At 39.4% G+C, this 20,321-nt stretch carries 22 protein-coding genes; 6 read left to right on the top strand and 16 right to left on the bottom strand.

What is annotated here, in order from left to right; all coding sequences use genetic code 11:
- Positions 1-3: 3 nt before the first annotated feature.
- The 12 genes from ssuC to ubiG all read right to left on the bottom strand — a co-directional run bounded on the left by ssuC (position 4) and on the right by ubiG (position 10,604).
- The gene (ssuC, locus tag AC1Z3T_RS19470) at positions 4-825 is read right to left on the bottom strand and encodes an aliphatic sulfonate ABC transporter permease SsuC (RefSeq protein ID WP_004832223.1); all 822 of its coding nucleotides are present in this window, start codon (positions 823-825) and stop codon (positions 4-6) included.
- Positions 822-1,991: an FMNH2-dependent alkanesulfonate monooxygenase gene (gene ssuD, locus AC1Z3T_RS19465; protein ID WP_046760453.1), complete on the bottom strand. Its 1,170-nt coding sequence runs from the start codon at positions 1,989-1,991 to the stop codon at positions 822-824. Before ssuD ends, ssuC begins: the two co-directional genes overlap by 4 nt.
- A 28-nt stretch (positions 1,992-2,019) precedes the next feature.
- Positions 2,020-2,952 carry a sulfonate ABC transporter substrate-binding protein gene (locus AC1Z3T_RS19460; RefSeq protein ID WP_227559311.1) on the bottom strand — a complete coding sequence of 311 codons (933 nt, stop codon included), beginning with the start codon at positions 2,950-2,952 and terminating at the stop codon, positions 2,020-2,022.
- A 93-nt stretch (positions 2,953-3,045) separates the two neighbouring features.
- Positions 3,046-4,005, bottom strand: coding sequence for a sulfonate ABC transporter substrate-binding protein (locus AC1Z3T_RS19455; protein WP_005034761.1), 960 nt, complete (start codon positions 4,003-4,005; stop codon positions 3,046-3,048).
- Between the two features lie 329 nt (positions 4,006-4,334).
- Positions 4,335-5,690 carry an amino-acid N-acetyltransferase gene (argA, locus tag AC1Z3T_RS19450; protein ID WP_042089204.1) on the bottom strand — a complete coding sequence of 452 codons (1,356 nt, stop codon included), beginning with the start codon at positions 5,688-5,690 and terminating at the stop codon, positions 4,335-4,337.
- A gap of 376 nt (positions 5,691-6,066) precedes the next feature.
- Positions 6,067-6,429 carry an RcnB family protein gene (locus AC1Z3T_RS19445; protein WP_058971876.1) on the bottom strand — a complete coding sequence of 121 codons (363 nt, stop codon included), beginning with the start codon at positions 6,427-6,429 and terminating at the stop codon, positions 6,067-6,069.
- A gap of 366 nt (positions 6,430-6,795) precedes the next feature.
- On the bottom strand, positions 6,796-7,092 hold the full coding sequence (locus tag AC1Z3T_RS19440; protein ID WP_200026419.1) for an RcnB family protein: 297 nt from the start codon (positions 7,090-7,092) through the stop codon (positions 6,796-6,798).
- A gap of 218 nt (positions 7,093-7,310) precedes the next feature.
- Complete coding sequence (locus AC1Z3T_RS19435) at positions 7,311-7,706, bottom strand: RcnB family protein (RefSeq protein WP_004832208.1); 396 nt, start codon at positions 7,704-7,706, stop codon at positions 7,311-7,313.
- Positions 7,707-7,985: 279 nt separating this feature from the next.
- The gene (locus tag AC1Z3T_RS19430) at positions 7,986-8,141 is read right to left on the bottom strand and encodes a hypothetical protein (protein ID WP_004832203.1); all 156 of its coding nucleotides are present in this window, start codon (positions 8,139-8,141) and stop codon (positions 7,986-7,988) included.
- A 204-nt stretch (positions 8,142-8,345) separates the two neighbouring features.
- Positions 8,346-9,092 carry a YciK family oxidoreductase gene (locus AC1Z3T_RS19425; RefSeq protein WP_483396889.1) on the bottom strand — a complete coding sequence of 249 codons (747 nt, stop codon included), beginning with the start codon at positions 9,090-9,092 and terminating at the stop codon, positions 8,346-8,348.
- A 127-nt stretch (positions 9,093-9,219) separates the two neighbouring features.
- Entirely contained in the window at positions 9,220-9,894 is a 675-nt protein-coding gene (locus AC1Z3T_RS19420; RefSeq protein ID WP_167387379.1) for an HAD family hydrolase, read from the bottom strand.
- On the bottom strand, positions 9,891-10,604 hold the full coding sequence (gene ubiG, locus AC1Z3T_RS19415; RefSeq protein ID WP_046760456.1) for a bifunctional 2-polyprenyl-6-hydroxyphenol methylase/3-demethylubiquinol 3-O-methyltransferase UbiG: 714 nt from the start codon (positions 10,602-10,604) through the stop codon (positions 9,891-9,893). The genes AC1Z3T_RS19420 and ubiG overlap by 4 nt, the downstream gene beginning before the upstream one ends.
- Positions 10,605-11,052: 448 nt before the next feature.
- Between ubiG and AC1Z3T_RS19410 the strand changes: the two genes are divergently transcribed.
- Positions 11,053-11,670, top strand: a complete 618-nt coding sequence (locus AC1Z3T_RS19410) for a thiol:disulfide interchange protein DsbA/DsbL (RefSeq protein WP_009584327.1) — start codon at positions 11,053-11,055, stop codon at positions 11,668-11,670.
- Positions 11,671-11,737: 67 nt separating this feature from the next.
- On the opposite strand, the gene AC1Z3T_RS19405 is transcribed toward AC1Z3T_RS19410, so the two are convergent.
- The 3 genes from AC1Z3T_RS19405 to AC1Z3T_RS19395 all read right to left on the bottom strand — a co-directional run bounded on the left by AC1Z3T_RS19405 (position 11,738) and on the right by AC1Z3T_RS19395 (position 14,524).
- Positions 11,738-12,949 (bottom strand): MFS transporter, encoded by a 1,212-nt coding sequence (locus AC1Z3T_RS19405; protein ID WP_100884270.1) that lies wholly within the window; start codon positions 12,947-12,949, stop codon positions 11,738-11,740.
- A gap of 258 nt (positions 12,950-13,207) precedes the next feature.
- Positions 13,208-13,789, bottom strand: coding sequence for a TetR/AcrR family transcriptional regulator (locus AC1Z3T_RS19400; protein ID WP_100884271.1), 582 nt, complete (start codon positions 13,787-13,789; stop codon positions 13,208-13,210).
- A 90-nt stretch (positions 13,790-13,879) separates the two neighbouring features.
- The gene (locus AC1Z3T_RS19395; protein ID WP_100884272.1) at positions 13,880-14,524 is read right to left on the bottom strand and encodes a TetR family transcriptional regulator; all 645 of its coding nucleotides are present in this window, start codon (positions 14,522-14,524) and stop codon (positions 13,880-13,882) included.
- Positions 14,525-14,698: 174 nt separating this feature from the next.
- On the opposite strand from AC1Z3T_RS19395, the gene AC1Z3T_RS19390 reads away from it, so the two are divergent.
- The gene (locus tag AC1Z3T_RS19390; RefSeq protein WP_100884273.1) at positions 14,699-15,721 is read left to right on the top strand and encodes a flavin reductase family protein; all 1,023 of its coding nucleotides are present in this window, start codon (positions 14,699-14,701) and stop codon (positions 15,719-15,721) included.
- Between the two features lie 119 nt (positions 15,722-15,840).
- A complete protein-coding gene (locus AC1Z3T_RS19385; RefSeq protein WP_100884274.1) occupies positions 15,841-16,980 on the top strand; it encodes a fatty acid desaturase family protein in 1,140 nt (379 codons plus the stop codon).
- Positions 16,981-17,099: 119 nt separating this feature from the next.
- Here the strand turns inward: AC1Z3T_RS19385 and AC1Z3T_RS19380 are convergent, their stop codons facing one another.
- Complete coding sequence (locus tag AC1Z3T_RS19380; RefSeq protein ID WP_005034746.1) at positions 17,100-17,870, bottom strand: AraC family transcriptional regulator; 771 nt, start codon at positions 17,868-17,870, stop codon at positions 17,100-17,102.
- A gap of 103 nt (positions 17,871-17,973) precedes the next feature.
- Here AC1Z3T_RS19380 and AC1Z3T_RS19375 point away from each other — a divergent pair, with 103 nt between their 5' ends.
- The 3 genes from AC1Z3T_RS19375 to AC1Z3T_RS19365 all read left to right on the top strand — a co-directional run bounded on the left by AC1Z3T_RS19375 (position 17,974) and on the right by AC1Z3T_RS19365 (position 20,308).
- Positions 17,974-19,110, top strand: coding sequence for a Bcr/CflA family efflux MFS transporter (locus tag AC1Z3T_RS19375; RefSeq protein ID WP_005034745.1), 1,137 nt, complete (start codon positions 17,974-17,976; stop codon positions 19,108-19,110).
- A gap of 184 nt (positions 19,111-19,294) precedes the next feature.
- Positions 19,295-20,011 (top strand): ribonuclease PH, encoded by a 717-nt coding sequence (gene rph / locus AC1Z3T_RS19370; protein ID WP_005034744.1) that lies wholly within the window; start codon positions 19,295-19,297, stop codon positions 20,009-20,011.
- A gap of 168 nt (positions 20,012-20,179) precedes the next feature.
- Positions 20,180-20,308 carry a hypothetical protein gene (locus AC1Z3T_RS19365; RefSeq protein WP_257790579.1) on the top strand — a complete coding sequence of 43 codons (129 nt, stop codon included), beginning with the start codon at positions 20,180-20,182 and terminating at the stop codon, positions 20,306-20,308.
- Positions 20,309-20,321: the final 13 nt, after the last annotated feature.

Here is a 20,321-nt window from a genome sequence, read left to right as displayed (position 1 = left end):
CTCCTATTTCTGATAACCTGCGTGCCAACGCAATAGATATTTTTCTAAGAATTGTGCGAATACATCGGCAAGCTTGCCGAGAAGGGCATACAGTAAAATACCGACAAGGACGATGTCTGTTTGTAGAAACTCACGGGCATTCATGGTCATATAACCAATTCCAGATTGAGCAGAAATAGTTTCTGCAACAATAAGTAAGACCCAAACTAAGCCCAATGAAAAACGTAAGCCAACCAAAATGGATGGCATTGCGCCTGGTAAAATAATTTCTTTATACAATTGCCAGCGATTTAAACCATAGCTTTTCCCCATCTCAATTAACTGGGGATCGACTGAGCGAATGCCATGATAGGTATTGATATAAATAGGGAAAAATACACCAACAGCAACTAGAAATAATTTTGCAGATTCATCAATACCGAACCATAAAATCACAAGCGGTATGAGTGCTAAAGCAGGAATATTTCGAATCATTTGCAAGGTCGTATCAAGTAGATTGGATGCAACTTTCGAAGAGCCATTGAGTAAGCCTAAAATCAGACCTAAGCCACCCCCAACCAATAGCCCGAGTAAGGCACGTCCTGCACTCACTTTGACATGTTGCCAAAGTTCACCGCTGACCAATAAGGTCCAAAATGCCGATACAACAGCTGTAGGTGCTGGAAGAACACGACTTTCAAGTAAGCCAGTTTTCGAAGCGATTTGCCAAATGACAATAAGTAAAATTGGAACAATCCAAGGCAGCAGGCGCTGCCCAAATTGCTTTGTTCCACGTGAAACGATATGACTTTCCTTGTTAGGGTTTCGCTTGACTATGGCATTCATGCGAGCTCCTTTAAGGGCTTTTTATTTTCCTCAGGTGTGTAGTTGTTGGCAACAATTTCCCCAAATGGTCCAGTTAAATTTGGTTGGGTGAGTTTTTTACGTGTTTCTAATGGAAGCAATGGGAATACCAACTCAGCAAAACGAATGGATTCTTCCAAATGCGGGTAACCAGAAAAGATAAATGTGTTGATACCCAAGTCTGCATATTCTTGAATACGGTCTGCAACTGTTTGTGGATCGCCCACCAATGCTGTACCTGCACCACCACGAACCAATCCAACACCTGCCCAAAGGTTTGGAGAAACTTCAAGTTTGCTGCGATCACCATTGTGTAGTTCTGCCATGCGGCGCTGACCGACAGAATCCATTTGTTTAAATTTCTTTTGAGCAGCTGCGATGGTTGCATCATCGACATACTGAATCAGTTCATTGGCTGCTTGCCATGCTTGTTCATTGGTTTCACGAACAATCACATGTAAACGGATACCATAACTTAACTGACGTCCTTTGGCTTCAGCACGTGCTTTAACCACTGCAATTTTTTCTTTTACCGCAGCAGGTGGTTCACCCCAAGTTAAATAAGTATCGACTTGCTCAGCTGCCAATTCGATGGCGTCTTCAGAAGAGCCACCAAACCAAAGCGGTGGGTAAGGGGCTTGAATAGGGGGATAAAGCAGTTTGGCATCATCAACACTCAGGCGTTCACCATGAAATGTAAAAGATTCACCCGTATGCGAACGCTTTAAAATTTCACGCCAAATGGTGGTGTACTCCGCTGCTGTTTTATAGCGTGTAGCATGATCTTCATATAAACCATCACCTTTTAATTCTTGTTCATCACCACCTGTAACGAGGTTAAGTAGAACACGACCATTGGATAAACGGTCAAAAGTAGCCGCCATACGTGCTGCAAGGGCAGGTGTGGTTACACCTGGGCGCAAAGCAACCAAGAATTTTAAATTTTTAGTGGCATCAATTAAGCTTGCTGCCGTGATCCACGGATCTTCACATGAACGACCTGTTGGAATAAGTACACCTTCATAACCCAAATTATCGACTGCAACAGCAATTTGTTTCATATAGGCATGATCGACTTGTCGTGCGCCTTTGCTGGTTCCTAAATAACGACTGTCACCGTGAGTGGGAATAAACCAGAAGATTTTCATATCATGCATCCTTAAAAAAATTCAAATACTATTTCGCAGTCCAAACAGCTTGTTTAATCTCTATGCTATTTGGAATAATTTTGAGTTCGCTAAAGCGATTTGCGAGTTGTTGTTGGTCTGAAATCACTTTGGCTGAAAGTGGAGCAGCACCTGAAGGGCGAGGGCGTCGATCAATAAAAGTCTGACTGACTTGTGGCTTTAAGCCCGTGCTTTGACCAATTGATTGTGCGGTGGCAACACGGTTGGCCTGCACCCATTTATCTGCAACATTAATTTGTTGGATAATGCCTTTGACTGCTTGAGGATATTTTTTTACAAATTCAGGTGACGCCAAGTAAAAAGTATAATTCGGACTTAAACCTTGCCCTGAAGCAAGTACACGGGCTTGATCTTCAATCTGCGCAGAAGCAAAGAATGGGTCCCAAATCGCCCAAGCATCGACGGCTCCTTTTTGGAAAGCGGCGCGTGCATCAGCAGGAGTGAGCCAAATGGGTTGAATATCCGACCATTGCAAGCCAGCTTTACGTACAGCTTGAACCAGTAAATAGTGAGCGCTCGAACCTTTTTGTAATGCAATACGCTTACCTTTTAATTCGCCGAGTTTGGTTATTTTTGAGCTTTTCGGTACTAAAATTGCCGAAGCCAACGGTTTGGCCGCTTCATAGGCAATATAATACAAAGGCTTATTGGCTGCTTGTGCGTAGACTGGTGGCGTATCTCCTGTGACACCTACATCCAGTGAACCAACGGCAAGAGCTTCAAGAATCTGTGGTCCTGCTGGAAATTCACTCCAAGAAATCTTGGCATTGGGAAATTCCTTTTCATAGAGTTTCTGTTGTTTGGCAATTGCAAAGTTAATCGAACTTTTTTGAAAACCAATACGCAATTCTTTCACTGTTGGGTCGATTGCCCACACCGAAGTTGACCCAAGCATTGCACTACAGATCAACATTGTTGTCATTGCATGAGTAGGAGCATTGAACCATGATGATGTTTTGTGTTGTACAAAGTGTTGGGTCATTTTGATGTCCTCATTACATCGCATTGTGCGAAATTAGTGGGCTAATACAGCCGCTTGAATATTGATTTTGTTTGGAATAAGTTTTTGTTGATAAAAAGCATCAGCGACATCTTGTTGCTTTTTCACCACATCATTAGAAATCGGACTTACCCCAAAACCCATCCGTGAAATGGATGTATTGAGTACATCAAGCGGTAAGCCTGTTGGTTTTTCTAAAAGTTTTGCTGCATCAGTTTGATGTTGAGATACCCATTGTGTGGTGGTGTTCAATTCATTCACTACGACCTTTAAAACATCGGGGTGTTGTTCTGCAAATTTACGATCAGCCAAATAAAATTGATGGTTATTCACCACATTTTGACCAGTAGCAATCACTTTTGCATTGAGCTGTTTTTCAGCAGCAGCAAAGAACGGATCCCAAATAACCCACGCATCGACTGCACCTTTTTCAAAAGCAGCACGTGCATCGGCAGGCGGTAAGTAGACCACTTGGATATCATCCAGTTTTAAGTGATTTGCCTCCAATACTTTGAGTAAAAGGTAATGTACGTTAGAGCCTTTGTTCAGGACCACACGTTTACCTTTGAGGTCTTGTACCGATTGAATAGGTGAATCTTTAGGGACAATCAGTGCCTCAGCCAAAGGTGCAGCAGGCTGATTGGCAACGTAGACCAGATTGGAATTTGCCGCTTGAGCAAAAATAGGAGGTGCTTCACCTGATTCGCCAAAAGATACGCTTCCCACATTTAAACCTTCCAGCAATTGTGGACCAGCAGGAAACTCAACCCATTTGACATTGACCCCTTTTTCTTTAAGTGCTTTATCTAGGTCACCACGAGCTTTGATAATCGGCAATACACCATATTTTTGAAAACCAATATTTAAAGTCGTGCTTTCTTGTGGTTTAGAACATCCAGTCAGCATCATGATGGTGGCAAGGCTTGCACTTAGAAAGGAGATTTTTTTCCATGAAGGTTGAAATAAGTGCGCCATGAGTCACGATGCCTGTGTAATGTAAAAAGAATGAGCATCAGCTTAAAAGGCTTTGTATTTTCAAAAAAATAAGTTTTTGATGATTGCTAATGAAAAAAAAAGATAAATGATTAAATGCTAAAGTTATCGTTAAATTAGAAATATAAAATTAATATTCTATAAAAATAGAAAGTTATAAGAATATGAAAAGTATAAATTTATTGTTTTTATATAGATTGTGAATATAGATTCCATGAACATGCATAAGCAAAACATCTCAGTCATGGAATCTATTTAGATAAGTTTAGATGTAAATGTGATAATTCATAGAACTCAGTTTGTTTTGAGGATCAGGCAATCCGTTTTTTAAATACCATTGAATTACGTTGATAGTTATATAGGGCTTGCCGCGCTTCTGGTAAGTCATCCACATTCGCCAATTCAAAACCGTGCTCTAAGAACCAGTGTGCTGTTCGTGTAGTGAGAACAAACAGTTGTTGAATGCCTTGCTGGCGTGCATGTTCTTCTAGGAAATGAAGAATTTGACTACCTCGATTCGATTTACGATAGCCAGGATGCACAGCAACGCAGGCGATTTCAGCGGAGCTTACTTCATCATTTGAAGCAGGAATTGGGTAGAGTGCTGCGCACGCTAAAATTGTACCGTCTCGCTCGATGACAGCAAATTTATCAATTTCAGTTTCAAGTCGTTCGCGTGAACGATAGACCAAAATCCCTTCTTCTTCTAATGGGCGTAATAAATTGATTAAACCACCTACGTCACCGATATTTGCCATACGCACTTCTTCATAATGTGCATCTGTGATCATGGTGCCATGCCCATCTCGGGTAAAGAGTTCTTCAATTAAAGCACCATCATATGCATATGAAAGGAGGTGCACGCGATTGACCCCTTTTAAGGATGCCTGTTTGGCATTGTGTAAATGCAGTGCAATTTCAAAATTTGAATCTTGATATTTTTCAATGTGTCTATCAAGTTGGTGTGGGGTAATTTCACGTTTTAATTGACCGTACTCATCCATCAAGCCTTGTTGACTACCCAAGAAAATCAACTTATCCGCTTGCATGTGAATGGCGGTTTTTGTTGCCACTTCTTCTGCGAGTAAATTAAACACTTCACCAGTGGTTGAATAGCCTGTTGGACCTAATAGCACAATATTTTGATTGTCTAGATGACGTTGAATCGCCTCAGTATCAATGGTTCGAACCTCACCAGTGAGCTGAAAATCAATCCCATCTCGAATACCATAAGGTTTTGCCGTCACGAAGTTACCCGATACAACATCAATGCGAGCACCAAACATCGGTGAGTTGGCGAGCCCCATAGACAATAAGGCTTCAATTTGTAGTCGAATCGAACCTACAGCACTCATCACACAGGGTAAAGAAGCACGTGTGGTAATGCGACGATTGATATGAATCGGACTCTGAATTTTATTTTGGAGCAAATTTGCATTGATTTGCGGGCGCGCGCCGTGGACCAAAATGAGTCGGATACCTAGTGAATGCAATAGTGCAATATCATGAATAATATGCTGAAAATTTGGATGTTCAACGGCTTCACCACCAAACATCAATACAAAGGTCTTGCCACGATGGGCATTGATATAAGGTGCAGAATGACGAAACCAATGCACATATTCTTGCGCTGTGCTTTGCGTTGTTTCTGGATTGTCAGTTTGCATACCTATCTCAGTATTGTTGATTGCTATATGATGATTCTAAACAAAAATAACTGAGAAATAATAGTCAAAATAAAAAAAGCACTCGAACGTGGGAGGACGAGTGCAAAAGGGTTATTCATTTCACAATTAAATCTTGAATATAAGATGAAATTTCACATATTAAAAAGGGAGTGATTAACATTCCATTTGAAGCTTTGGTATCAACACATTTCCTTTCGATCTATGGATAAACTTAATCCTGAAATATAGAGAAATAATGAAGATATCCATGAAAATATGTAGTTGAAAGCATTGTTAATTCAATAGAATTGTCATGTATTTCTCAAAATATTAAAAAAACCCAAGCACAGTTGGGTTTTAGTTTATGTTAAAAATATCAGCCGATGACACGAATAATGCGGTGATTTTTTTGGTTTACCAATACATAGTCGCCATTGATTCTATACCACTGTTGATACTTTCCTGGCTTGGATAAATGACGATAGTTTTTATAGTTGACATGATAGCGAGAAGAGCCAAATTGAGAAGGTAAATACTGACCTGAACGCCAATGGCGGCTTGGAATAACGGTATTGCCATAATGCTTGTTGTTGTTCCAACGATAATCATTTCGATGATCCCAACGCTGTTGTTCATAACGGTGCTGTTGATCTCGATGGTCTACATGTGGGGCTGCCATAGCTGAAGTGGTTATCAGTGCCGCCATCGAAAGTGTGATCGTGGTTAAAATGCTTTTCATTTGATTCACCTGAATTTAACTTGTGTCCTTTGATGCTTTCAAATTACGCAAAAATTAGAGATAAATGGTGAGGATGATTTAGTTGAATTGTGAAATGTATGAAGATTTGATGAAGGCAGCCAATATCCTTATTTTTCTCGGTCCTTAGAAATCTCAAAGTCGTATCTCTGCTGTGGAAATCGACAAAATGAGAGGCTTGATACGCAAAACGATCAATTGCTCAATCAGTTTGAAAATAAAACGAACAATCTGAAGTTAATTTTAATAAAAAAACCCTCCTTGAGAAAGGAGGGTGAGGAAGGCGTTGAGTTTTAACGGATGGATAAAGCAAACAGCATAGGGACTGTGCTTTTGATCATTTTAATATTAACGGATGACTCGAATAATATGGTGGGTACGTTCGTTCACAAGTACATAACGACCATCAACTTTATACCAACGCTCAAATTTGGCTGGTTTGTGAAGGTTTTTATAAACACGATAATCATTCACATAGTAATGATTGTCATGGTAGCGTTCAGGTAAAATTACACCTTCTCGCCATTCAAATTTTTCATGACTAGCCTTAGGGCGATGATCACGACCATGATCCCAATCTGCCATTGCTGAGGTTGCGATTAAGGCACTGAGAGAGAGCGTGATTGCGCTGATAACTTTTTTCATTTGAATTGACCTTATAAAACGGATGATCTATCCGATGATTCAAAATTACTCCCGAATTTGAGATAAAAAATGGAGAAATATCATTGAATTGTGAATTTGCATGCAAGTTCTATAAATTATTCTCATCGCTTGTAAAAGCAGAAACTGAGCAAAAAAAAGCTCAAATGAAAAAGGTGTTTGAGCTTATGAAATTGAAATATTGATCAGTGTTACACAGACTACATGCCACGGATACTCACAATATTATTGTTATCAGAATCAACTAGGATATAGTCATTATTAATTTTATACCACTGTTGATTACGTGAGGGTTTTGGTAGATTCTCATCCTTATAATCAACTTTATAGCTGTTTCCTCTGTAATGCTGTGGCATTACATAACCCATTTGCCATTTATGTTGCTGTAAACGCTTTACACCACGTTCTTCTCGCTCCCGACGTTGCTCTTGAATATTATCATCGTCATTCCCACGAAAATTACGCCCACGCTCACCGCGATCACGCTTACCTTGGTCATAACCATGGTCATTGTCAAAATGAGGACCTGCAATGGTAATTTGAGTCGTCAGCAGTGTTGATAGAGAGACTGCGATGATCGCTAAAATCTTTTTCATAATCATCCTCGCTTATCCAGTGTGTTTATTTTGACCTCACTACTGTACTGCTAAATTGCAGAGAAACTGTGAAGAAAATTCAGTTTTTCATTAAAAAATACAGACATAATCAAAACATATTTCTGAAAAAGTGAAAAGGGTTATCGTAATGCTTTGAACCACAAACGCTCATGTACTTTTCTTTAGTGCACATTTTATGATTAAAAAAATGTAAATATTTATAAATATTGTTTTTAGCTGAGTTGAAGCGTAGCGCTAACTCAGCTTTGATCAAACAGTCTAGTACCATTGGTCATTCATATCCTTGAGACAATTGATCGCTTTGATAATATTTTCTGCTTGATAAGCATCATCCAGTGCTTGAATAAAATCATTTGGCAGTTGTAATTGTTCGATTGAACGGATGATCTCTACTTTATATTTTAAATCAGTCATGATTCATTCCTCTCCAGATCTGGTTTTGTTGAGGAAAACTATAAAGGACCTTATATGATTTGAAAAACTGGATATAATTATATTTTTGATTGAATAAATCGATTTAAGTGACTTTCTAAATCTACACTTTGATGATGTTTATAAAAAATTCACTCAACAATATTTTCCCCTCACTGATCACAACCGGGGTGAGGGGAAAATCAATCAGTCTTGTGCGTCGATACTTTCGCCATTTAATGAAAGACTGTCATCACCCATCAAGTAAAGATATGCTGGCATAATTGATTCTGGTGACGGTAGCACTTTTGGATCTTCATCAGGATAGGCTTTGGCACGCATTGCCGTACGTGTACCACCGGGATTAATACAGTTATAGCGAATATTCGAATAAGTATTTTCTTTGGCAAAAATTTTACTCACCGCTTCAATCGCTATTTTTGATACCGAATAAGCACCCCATTGTGCGCGTGCTTCTCGTCCAACACCTGAGCTTGCAAAGACCACCGAGGCATGTTCAGATTTTTGCAATAAAGGCAGGAGTTCTTGGGTCAAAACAAAAGGAGCACGTAAATTCACTGCCATCACATCATCCCAAACTTCTTCGGGATAGTTTGCCAGTTCCACACGTTCGCCTAAGATACCCGCATTATGTAAAATACCGTCTAAACGTCCAAATTGCTGTTCAAGCGTATCAACCAAAAGTTCGTAATCTCGAGCGGAAGCAGTTGAGAGTTGTAAAGGTAAAATCGCCGGCTGCGGTGCACCTAATGATTCAATTTCATCATAAATGACTTCAAGTTTATTGAGCGTACGACCATGTAAAACGACAGTGGCACCGTGTAAGGCATAGCTGAGTGCTGCTGCACGCCCAATACCGTCTCCCGCACCCGTAATCAGGATAATTTTATCCTTCAATAAATCTGGGCGAGGTTGATATTCTGAATATTTCATGGGAGACCTCCTATAGTTGTTATGATGTGATTTGAGTTTCAATATAAAAACATTGAAACATCATATTCAAGATGTTTCAGTGTCTTTTTATTATCTTGTTAGAACAATTAAAGAATTTTTAACAATTCTAAATGTTGACAAGTTTCTTGATAACTTGATGTAATTCATCAACATTATCCACAATACAATCTGCTTGCCAAGCACCTAAATCATCTTTGTACTGTAATGGTAAATAACCATAAGCAGCAAGGATGGTATACATCTGCGCATTTCGTCCAGCATCAATATCACGAGGATGATCGCCTACATAAATGCATTGTTCTGGGGCAATATCAATCTGTTTTGCAGCTAAATACATTGGCTCAGGGTCAGGTTTAGTCTGTTTCACGTCTTCTGGGCAAACCAGTACAGCACAACGCTCAGTTAAATTGAGTGCTTGAAGTAACGACTCACTAAGCCAACGAGGCTTATTGGTCACAATACCCCAAGGAATCTCATTGCTTTCCAACTCCGCTAAAAGCGGATACATCCCTGCAAAGAGATCTGTATCAACGGCAATGTCTGCACCATATAAATCCAAAAAATGTTGGCGATGAGCGAGAAAAACCGGGTCATCAACTTCAAGTTCTGGATAAACCAGCTTGACCATCGCACGCGCGCCTTCAGAGACTTGGGTACGGATCAAATCTGCATCGACAACAGCACGCCCTTCATTTCTGCACATATCTTGGATGATGCGAATAAAATCTGCGGCAGTATCAATCAAGGTGCCGTCTAAATCAAAAAGAACAGCTTGCATCAGACACCTTCATTCACGGTATATACCATATAGTTCACGTCTACATTTGCTGCGAGCCAATAGTGTTTGGTGAGCGGGTTGTAATGTAAACCAGTCATATCTTTAAGTGTTAAGCCAGATTGACGAATGTCATGAGCCAGTTCTGAAGGCTTAATAAATTTGTGATAGTCATGTGTGCCTTTTTTCAATAGACGTAAGACATATTCTGCGCCAATAATCGCAAACAGATAGGATTTTGGATTACGGTTAATGGTTGAGAAAAACACATGACCATTTGGTTTTACTAACTTCTGACAAGCTTGGATAATTGAAGCAGGATCAGGCACATGCTCCAGCATTTCCATACAGGTCACAATATCGTACTGACCTGCTTGCTCTTCAGCCAGTTGTTCTACAGGGATTTGTCGATATTCAATATTATGAACATTTTCCTGTTCTGCATGTAAACGTGCCACATTGAGTGGCGCTGCACCCATATCGATACCCAAAACATCTGCACCACGACGAGCCATGCTTTCAGCCAAAATGCCGCCACCACAACCAACATCAAGGATCTTCTTGCCAGTAAGACCATTGGCATGTTCGTCAATCCAATTTAAACGTAATGGATTGATTTGATGTAAGGGTCTGAACTCAGAGTGCTGATCCCACCATAAAGCAGCTAATGCTTCAAATTTAGCAATTTCCTGTGGATCAACATTAAGTTGCGACATGTTCGTCACCTCTAAGTAAATTGTTTTAATCAAAAATTAAGTTCAGTTATGTTAGGGTCTGTTGAGATTTGATACCTTGGTTGTACTGTAGGCTAAAATTTATTCAAACAGATATGTAACCGAGTTAAGGGCTATTCCCTTACCAAGTTCCATAGCGAGGTTTGGGTGATCTTTGCCAAAAGCCTTGGGAACAATGGTATGTTTTGACACGACTTGGTGATGAATAATTTATTTAGCATGGCTAAATTTGATTACGAATGCCTTGTATGACTAAAAATACCGATTGTTGAAACCATAGATTTATTCTCAACAGACCCTAGTGTAACCATAAATCCGAAAAAAGCGATGAATCGTGTAAAAAACTTCACAGAAGGAAAACGATTTTCTCATATTTGTTTTATAGTGAATGCATAAGCTATACAAGACGACTTAGAGGACAATAAAGTCAATGAAAAAATTTATTTTAGGTGGCATGACCGCAATGGTGATGGCATTTTCTGCAAACACCATGGCCGCTGATTTTGTTGCAGGCAAAGATTATACCGTTGTTCAAAATCCTGGAAAGGTTGCAGTACCAGGTAAAATTGAAGTACGTGAATTTTTTTGGTACGGATGCCCACATTGCTTCAAATTAGAACCACATATGCAAACGTGGTTAAAGAAGATTCCTAAGGATGTTAACTTTATCCGTACACCTGCTGCGATGAATCCATTATGGGAACAAGGTGCACGTGCATACTATGTCAGTGAAGCACTAGGTGTACGCAAACGTACACATTTGCCTTTGTTCCATACTAACTTTTCAGGTAATCAACAAGTTCTTCAAAAAGATGCCTTTGCTAAATTCTTTACGCAATATGGCGTACCTGAAGCAAAATTCAACAGCATGTATAGTTCATTTGCGATCACAGCAAAAATTGCTGAATCAAACCAGTTGGCACAACAATATCAACTTTCTGGTGTACCAGCAGTTGTGGTCAACGGTAAATATGTGGTTCAAGGTGAAGATGCTAAAGTGACACAAGTTGTTGACTATCTTGTAAATAAAGAACGTACAGGAAAATAAGCCTGATCAGTTCAGAAACCCGCAAATGTTTGCGGGTTTTTTTATATCTAAAGTGTTTAGACGATGTTTAAGCCAGTTTTCGTTGACCGCTTTTAAAAGCATGTTGATGACTCAAACTCACAATCAACAGCGCGACAATAAGCAAACCCAACATATAATGTGGAAAGCTTGAAGCCCCTGTGTGATTCAAGATCATGCCACCGAGCCATCCACCAGCTGCGACTGCTAAATTAAAAACAGTGACCAACATCGATTGTGCAACATCGGCATCTTCCTGAGCCGCATCGGCAAGTGCTGTCTGTAAGAGGGTAGGCGCTCCACCAAAGGTCATTCCCCAAATTGCGATACAGGCAAGAACGATCAGATCGTTATGGATAAAAATCAGTAATACGCAACTCAATGCAAAAACAATTAGGCTGATTAAGGTGAGTATTCTTAGATAACGATCTACCCACAAACCCACCAGCCAAATACCAAGAATGGAGGAGAAACCAAACAACATCAGCACAAGATCAAGATGCTGACCTAATTCAACATGAGTTAAATAAGGTGCAATATAGGTATAGAGCATATTGTGGGCCAAGATCCAAAATAGTAAGACAGCCAGAATCGGTAAAATCCCAGCGCTCGAAACTACCCGTGTAATAGACTTATTGTGTTGCTGGGGCTGACTTTGAAAGTCTGGAATCATGGCACGTACCCAAATGATTAGGATCAGTGCGAGTACAGACATTGCCCAAAAGACCTGATTCCAGCCAAACAAATGACCTAGCCATGTTGCTAAGGGTACTCCCAGAGATAGAGCCAAAGGTTGACCAACACTGGCAATCGCCAAAGCTTTGCCTTGCAGATGAAACGAAACTAAGCGCCGTGCATAACCTGCCAGTAGTCCCCAAATCACACCTGCTGACATACCTGCAAAAAAGCGCGCCACCAAGATAAAATAATAGTGCGTTGAAATTGCGGTGAGACTATTAAAGATCAATAAACCTGTAATTGCATATAAAAATAAAGGGCGCCTGTTCCAGTCTCGTGTCAAGGTGATGACAGGGATTGCGGCAATCACAGACCCTAAGGCATAAAGCGTAATAAATTGACCTGCTTGAGCTTCTGTGATTGCCAGTCCCTGACTGATTTGTGGTAGTAATCCAGCAGGTAAGGTTTCTGTCATGATGGCGAGAAAGCCTGCTAAGGTAAAAGCAAGCAATTGCAATACAGGTAACTTTTCAACAGTATTTTTGGGTGATGGCTGCTTTTGAGATTTTTGATGATCAGACATGGGGGATTTCCTGTGCTGTGATAAGGTGGCATGCCTGTCTAGTCCATTGAGCTTGTAATGGGTTTGTTGTGATCTCCCTTGCATGATCAATAGAGATTGATAAATTAAATTTATTCATATGGTTGGGGGTGAAAATTTTCATCATATTTAATCCTTGTTGTATCAAGATCACTGTGTTGTTGTGTTTTTATTGGAATGATTGTTCCAAAATGATTGAAATAAAAAGCCAAAATCTTGAAAGCATTTTGACTTGTCGAATTAGAGAGATAGCATTGTTATATCAATGACATGCTGTAAAATTTTTTGTCTTTCTGCTAAATCACTACCTTTACCCAGTATTCGCATTCCCTGAATGGTATTGACCAAAAAATAAGCCAATGCTTCTGGATTTTTATCAAGTGAAATCTCACCGCTATGTTGCCCATCAACAATGATCTGTGCTAAAGCTTGCTGAAGACGTTGAAAATTATGTTGTACTTGATGAGCAACATCTGAGTCATGTGCAGCAAGTTCTAAAGCAGCATTGGCAACCAAACAGCCTTTCTGTTGTGGATCTTTTAATTCATCCTCAAGAATTGAAAGCAATAATTGATGTATGCGTTCTTGAACAGACGCATCTCCAGTCAGTTTTTGAATATTTGCAGTAGTGATTGCCTGATAACGTTTTAATGCTTCTTGATAAAGTGTATGTTTATTTTCAAAGGTATTGTATAAGCTGCTGCGTGAAAGCCCTGTACCATCTACAAGGTCTTGTACAGAAGTTGCAGCATAGCCTTTTTGCCAAAAGACTTGCATGGCAGCATCGGCAATTTCATCTGGTTCAAATTCTTTGTTACGCATAGAATGTCTTTATTGGAACGGTTGTTCCAGTAAGTTTTGCACTAACTTAAGCTAGTGTCAACCTTCGTCTAGAAATTTAAGTGAGGGAGTTTAAGATGCTTTGACTTCCCAATTTTCAATCCCTTTGAAAATTAAGTGAATTTGAGTCACAGCTTGCTTTTTTAACACCATTTTCTGTAATTCAAGTTCGATACCTGAATACTGGCGAGACAGGTTAATCCAAGACATTGCCCAAGTAAAAGATAGATTAATCAGAATGTTGGTGATGACTTTTAAATCACTCTCATCTCGAAAATTATCAATCACTTCAAATTTTTTTAAATCACTGGCGAGATCATCATTCAAAAAGTCGATTTCGCGTGAAATGGCACGACGAACAATTTCTGAACCACCCCAACGTTCCGAAATCATAAAAATCCACTGTTGGGGACTACTGTCTACAGCTTCAAAGAATAATTCCATACTGGTTTTGGTCTTGGCTTCTGGATGAGCAAGTCCTTTGCCCAATTGATGCAACACGTTTTTAAGGTATAAGGACACTTGATCGACCAACTCTTTACCTAACTCATCCATATCTTGAAAATGGCGGTAAAACGCTGTTGGTACTAAACCTACCTCACGGGCAACTTCTCTTAAACTGATACTCGAAAATGAACGACCCGATGTGCTTAAGGTTAAAGCAGCATCAAGTAAAGCCTGACGGCTCTGTTGTTTACGTTCATCGCGTATCGACATTTGGATATCCAAAGATTTTTGTTGTGATGAGTCTATCAAAAATAAAAACAAATTAAACGACGAATGTCAGTGTACAGGTGTTGACTGAATTAAAAAAATGATTATAGTGTACATATGTTCACTAAAAGAACGTTTGTTCACTCAATAAATAGCAAGCACAAAGAGGAACGTCACATGAGTAGCTATATGCAGTATCAGCCAGAATGGGTTCGTGAGGATTTTGTCGATTTTATCGCAGAAAAAATCAATCCTATTTGGGCTTGGAAAAAGGTTAAAGCCACAGTAGTTAAAACACGTGCGTTGAGCACTGACTTTTATCAAATTCAATTACGACCAAATCGTAATTTTAAACATCAGCAATTTAAAGCAGGTCAAAGTGTTTTGGTCACTGTAGAAATTGCAGGTGTACGCCAACAACGCAGTTATTCTGTAGTGAAATTTTTGAATAATGGCGACATTATTATCGCGGTTAAGCAACAAGGTAAGGTTTCTACTGCATTAAGCCAGTTAGCTTTTGGACGTGTGGTTGAACTGTCTCAATCTCAAGGTGATTTTGTTTTAGACCAAGATCATACCCCATTATTATTGGTGGCTTCTGGGAGTGGAATCACCGCAATTTACTCGCTGTTGCTTGAAGCATTGACTGATTCAAATCGTCCTGTAGATCTGATTTATTTTAGCCGTGATGAGGCATTTCATGCAGATCTAGAACAGCTTTTTCAGCAACACCCACAGTTTAATTATCATTACATCAATACAGTTCAGCAGAAACAGCATTTAAACATCAAGCTATTGGAAAGTTTAGTTACTGATTTTCAGCAACGTCAAACTTATGCCTGCGGTGCGAACGCCATGATGCAAAGCATCAATCAAATTTATCAGGATTTGAACATTACAGCGCATTTAAAACAGGAATATTTCCAGATTGCAGTAGACGAAAGCCTAGAAGCACAACCAATCGTTTTTTTACGCTCACAACAAGAGTTTGAAGCGCGTTCTAATCTTCTTGAGAGTGCTGAACATGCCGGGTTGAAACCAACACATGGTTGCCGTATGGGGATTTGCAATACCTGTACATGTACTAAAGTGAGTGGTTCAACCAAGAATATACTCACGGGTGAAATTGACCATGACAGCAATACTCAAATTAAATTGTGTATCAGTCAGGCCGTTAGTCCTGTGGTCATTAATCTGTAAATTAAAGTAATCATTTAAATAAATTTAAGCAACTTCTTGCTCTGTTGAAGCTAGACGTAGGAAGTTGTAACCAAAATTCAGCGAAAGCTTCTAAAAATGAAGCGCTGAGGAGTAAAACAATGAATATGTCAGTCAATTTTCCAAACAGTAAATCGAAACATTTAAACCCTGAACAAACAGCAGAGTTTGGTCGTCGGGTGGATGAAATCCGCCGTGAAGTGATGGACAGCTTGGGAGAACAAGATGCCAAGTACATTTATAAAATTCGAAATTTTGTGCGTTATAGTGAAATAGCATCCCGTGGAATGTTGATGTTTGGGGGTTGGATTCCACCAGTTTGGGTCATTGGCACAGGGTTGTTGGGTATTTCCAAGATCGTTGAAAACATGGAACTTGGACATAATGTCATGCACGGACAATTCGACTGGTTAAATGATCCAAGTTTGAATGGGGCAAACTATGACTGGGATACCATGGCAACAGGTGATGATTGGAAATATACCCATAATTATGTGCATCATACCTATACCAATATTGTCGGGAAAGACCATGATGTTGGCTATGGATTACTCCGAGTCAGTGAGTCACAAAAGTGGGAACCGCGCTTTTTATTCAATATCCCATTGGCGATTCAATTGATGGTATTTTTTGAATGGTATGTCGGTGTACAGAATCTGCATTTAGAAGATGCTTTGGTTTACAAAACCAAAACGTGGAAACAAGTTTGGGCAGATGCTACAAAATTTCGTAAAAAAGCGCGCCGTCAGATTTTAAAAGATTACGTGTTTTTTCCATTGATCGCAGGACCAAATGCTTTACCTGTTTTGGCAGGGAATGCGATTGCCAATGTGATTCGTAGCCTATGGTCTTCAGCAGTGATCTTCAATGGTCATTTCACTGAGGATGCCGAAACCTTTGAAGCGGATAATGTTGAAAATGAAACACGTGCAGAATGGTATTTACGCCAGATTCGTGGTTCGAGCAATTTTACTGGAACCGATTGGTTGCATATTTTAAGTGGTAATTTAAGTCATCAGATTGAACATCATCTATTTCCAGATATGCCTGCGAACCGTTATGCGGAAGTTGCTCCTAAAATTAAGGCGTTATGTGCAGAATATGACATCAATTATAATGAAGCGAATTTCTTTAAACAGTTTGGTAGTGTGTGGGTACGTTTAGCGAAATGTTCTTTACCTAATCACTGGACCACAAGCATTAGTCAATCAGTGCAGAAAGTGAAAGGGATTTTTGCTTAGATTTTATCTTACAAAGCCCTTTTGTGGTGGCGAAAGTCCAAAAGAACCTTGTTGAGAGCGACAAGGTTCTTTTGTTTAAAATATAAAAACTCAACTTTAAAATTCAGCTTTGGGTCCAATCATGACTGATCTTTTTTAATCAACATCCTTGGTGATTTCCCCGAGATTCTTTTAAAAAAGGCGATAAAGGCACTCTCACAGGAAAAACCTAAGTGATGGCTGATCACGGATATTTTTTCATTTTTAGATAATAATTCTATCGCTTTCAGAAAACGCCATTGTTGTCGCCATTGCTGATAATTCAAACCTGTTTCGCGTAAAAAAATTCTGCCAATGGTTTTTTCACTGAGTCCAACCAGATCTGCAAATACATTTAAATGCGGTAATAGCTCAGTACCTAAAAATTTTCTTAATCGACGATCAGTTGGAAATTGTAGAATAACCGATACTGATGGTGCAGTTTCAATTTCATTCAATCCAACATTAAATAAATCCAAAAAAGGTCGTTTGCTCCAGTCCGTATCAAAATCAGCGAAAGCGATTCTCTCCAATATTTCTTTTAATAAAGCACTAACTTGCAAGACTTTGACTTCTTTAGGAAGTACTGGGTATTGAACGGTATTAATATATACCGAGCGATAGCCAGTCACTTGGCTCATTTCAGCACGATGAGTTGTGTCTGGTGGAATCCATGCGATATGTGCAGGGGGCAGGATACATAGCTGACCAGATAAGGTAATTCTAATGCTGCCACTGTTGGTAAATAGCAGTTGTCCCATTTTGTGGGCATGTTCTCCCGAATCATGTCGAGCAATTTCCGAAGCAATACCGATCACATTTAATCCGAGTTGATCGGGATTAAAATCAGCATCCGCTGCTAACCATGCCATTGTTTGTCCGATTTTATAAATAATATGTCTTTTATGATTATATCTCTCAAAATTTGATTTTGTTATTTTTCTCGATGGTTCAATTCAACGTATTCAAAAGAAAATGTTAAAGAAATCTATATTTTATTTACTGGCTGTTTTGATGATGTTTCCCCAAGTTGTTGAGACGATCTACAGCCCAGCACTGCCTCATATTGCACATGGATTCCATATAAGTTCTGAAAAGGCGAGTCAAACGATCTCTTTATATTTCATTGCCTTTGCGTTGGGTATCGTCTTTTGGGGGCAGATGTGTGACATTTTAGGAAGACGAAAATCGATATTGGGTGGATTATTGATTTATGCGATTGCCTCGATTGCTGCGATTTTATGTCGTACTTTTGATGATCTAATCATTGCCAGAATGTTCTCGGCATTTGGCGCTGCTGTGGGTTCCATCGGAACACAAACCATTATTCGAGATACTTTCAAAGGCAAGGAGCTGGTCAAGATTTTTTCCATTATTGGTATTCTACTTGCGCTTAGCCCAGCTCTAGGTATGGTATTTGGTGCATTCATCACAACATGGTGGGGATATCAAGGTGTATTTCTAGGTTTAGCGCTATTTTCAATCCTGCTTATGTGTTGGTGTGTATTTGAGCTCCCTGAGACGCTTGTTAAAAACAATAAAAAAGTTCCTATTCTTCATATTCTTATTGCCATGCTTAAAGATAATGAGATTTGGAAAAACGCATTTTTGGTTGCACTTTTTAATATCAATCTTTTTGCTTACTATCAGTTGTCTCCTTTCTATTTTCAAATATTAGAAGCCTCATCATGGGTGTTTGGATTGAGCGGTCTGTGTTTGACCTTAGGCGCCATTTTTGGCGCATTACTGAATAAATCTTTGCTTAATAAAAATGTAAATCCCCATACTTTGGTGTCCATTGCGGCATTGATTGCGATTTTGGGGAGTATTTTGATCTGTATCACTCTAGCCATCAAGAGTTGGTTATTTATTTTTCCTGTACTGTTGATCATGGTTGCATATGGGCTTGCCATCCCTAATCTTCTTGCGACAGCACTTAAACACTATGCCGAATGTTTAGGTACAGCAGGCGCACTGTTGGGCTTGATGTATTATTTATTATTAGGTGGGGGATTAGTTTTGGCTGGTTGGGGACAAAATTTGGCAGCAGTATTATTGATTTGTAGTGTGGCGACTTTATGCATAAATTTATTTCGGCATCGTGATGTATGAAAACTTTCACATTGATCCAATTATTTTTAAGATGATGCTCCGTCGCATGCAAGTGGTTTGGACCAATCTGTCAGTCAGCAACGTAGACTCAGCAATTTCAAAAACCACCATCTTGTAACAAAACCAACACTAGAGTATCTGTTATACTTAGCCGCATTATTTCTGAATCCAATAAGGACACACTATGCGTATCGACCAACGTGCATTAGATCAATTACGTGAAGTTAAAATTACTCGTAACTACACACGTTATGCGGAAGGTTCTGTATTGGTTGAATTTGGTCATACAAAAGTGCTGTGTACTGCAAGTATTGACAATTCAGTACCTCGTTTCTTAAAAGGACAAGGACAAGGTTGGGTAACTGCTGAGTATGGCATGTTGCCACGTTCTACCCATACCCGTAGTGATCGTGAAGCGGCTCGTGGAAAGCAATCAGGGCGTACTCAAGAAATTCAACGTTTGATTGGTCGTAGCTTACGTGCAATGGTTGACTTGAAAAAGTTGGGTGAGAATACGATTACAATTGACTGTGATGTGATTCAAGCGGATGGTGGGACACGTACTGCTTCAATTACTGGTGCTGCGGTTGCATTGATTGATGCGATGAATGTGTTGTTAGAAAAGAAAAAAATCAAACAAGACCCACTAAAAGGCTTGGTCGCTGCAATTTCAGTCGGGATTTATCAAGATGAAGTGTTACTTGATCTTTGTTATGAAGAAGATTCTAACTGTCAAACTGACTTGAATGTAGTGATGACTCAAGCGGGTGAATTTATTGAAATTCAAGGTACAGCAGAAGATAAACCTTTTACCCGTGCTCAATCCAATGCAATGTTAGAAATGGCTGAAAAAGGAATCCAAGAGTTGGTCAAAAAGCAGCAAGAAGCCTTGGGTTGGTAATTCCTTCATCATCTAAATTGCTATAAATCTAACGCATCTTCGGATGCGTTTTTTTATGTGAAAAATATAGTGGTGTATTTTGATCGTCATGAAATTGCCATTAAAACTTCACCCTATTGTCATTGGGATCATATTGACTAGGGCTACATTTATTTCATGGATAGGACAATGCGAAATTTCCTCTTGATTGCAGTGACGAGTCTGAGTGTACTGCTCAGTGCTTGTAATGATGATAACAACGAAACATCAACGACGAATCCGCCAGCACCCACTTGTAAAGTACATTGCGCACCATAATAAAAATATAAGG

The sequence above is a fragment of the Acinetobacter sp. B-6 genome, from assembly GCF_056930735.1.
This window is presented reverse-complemented; position numbering and strand designations above follow the sequence as displayed.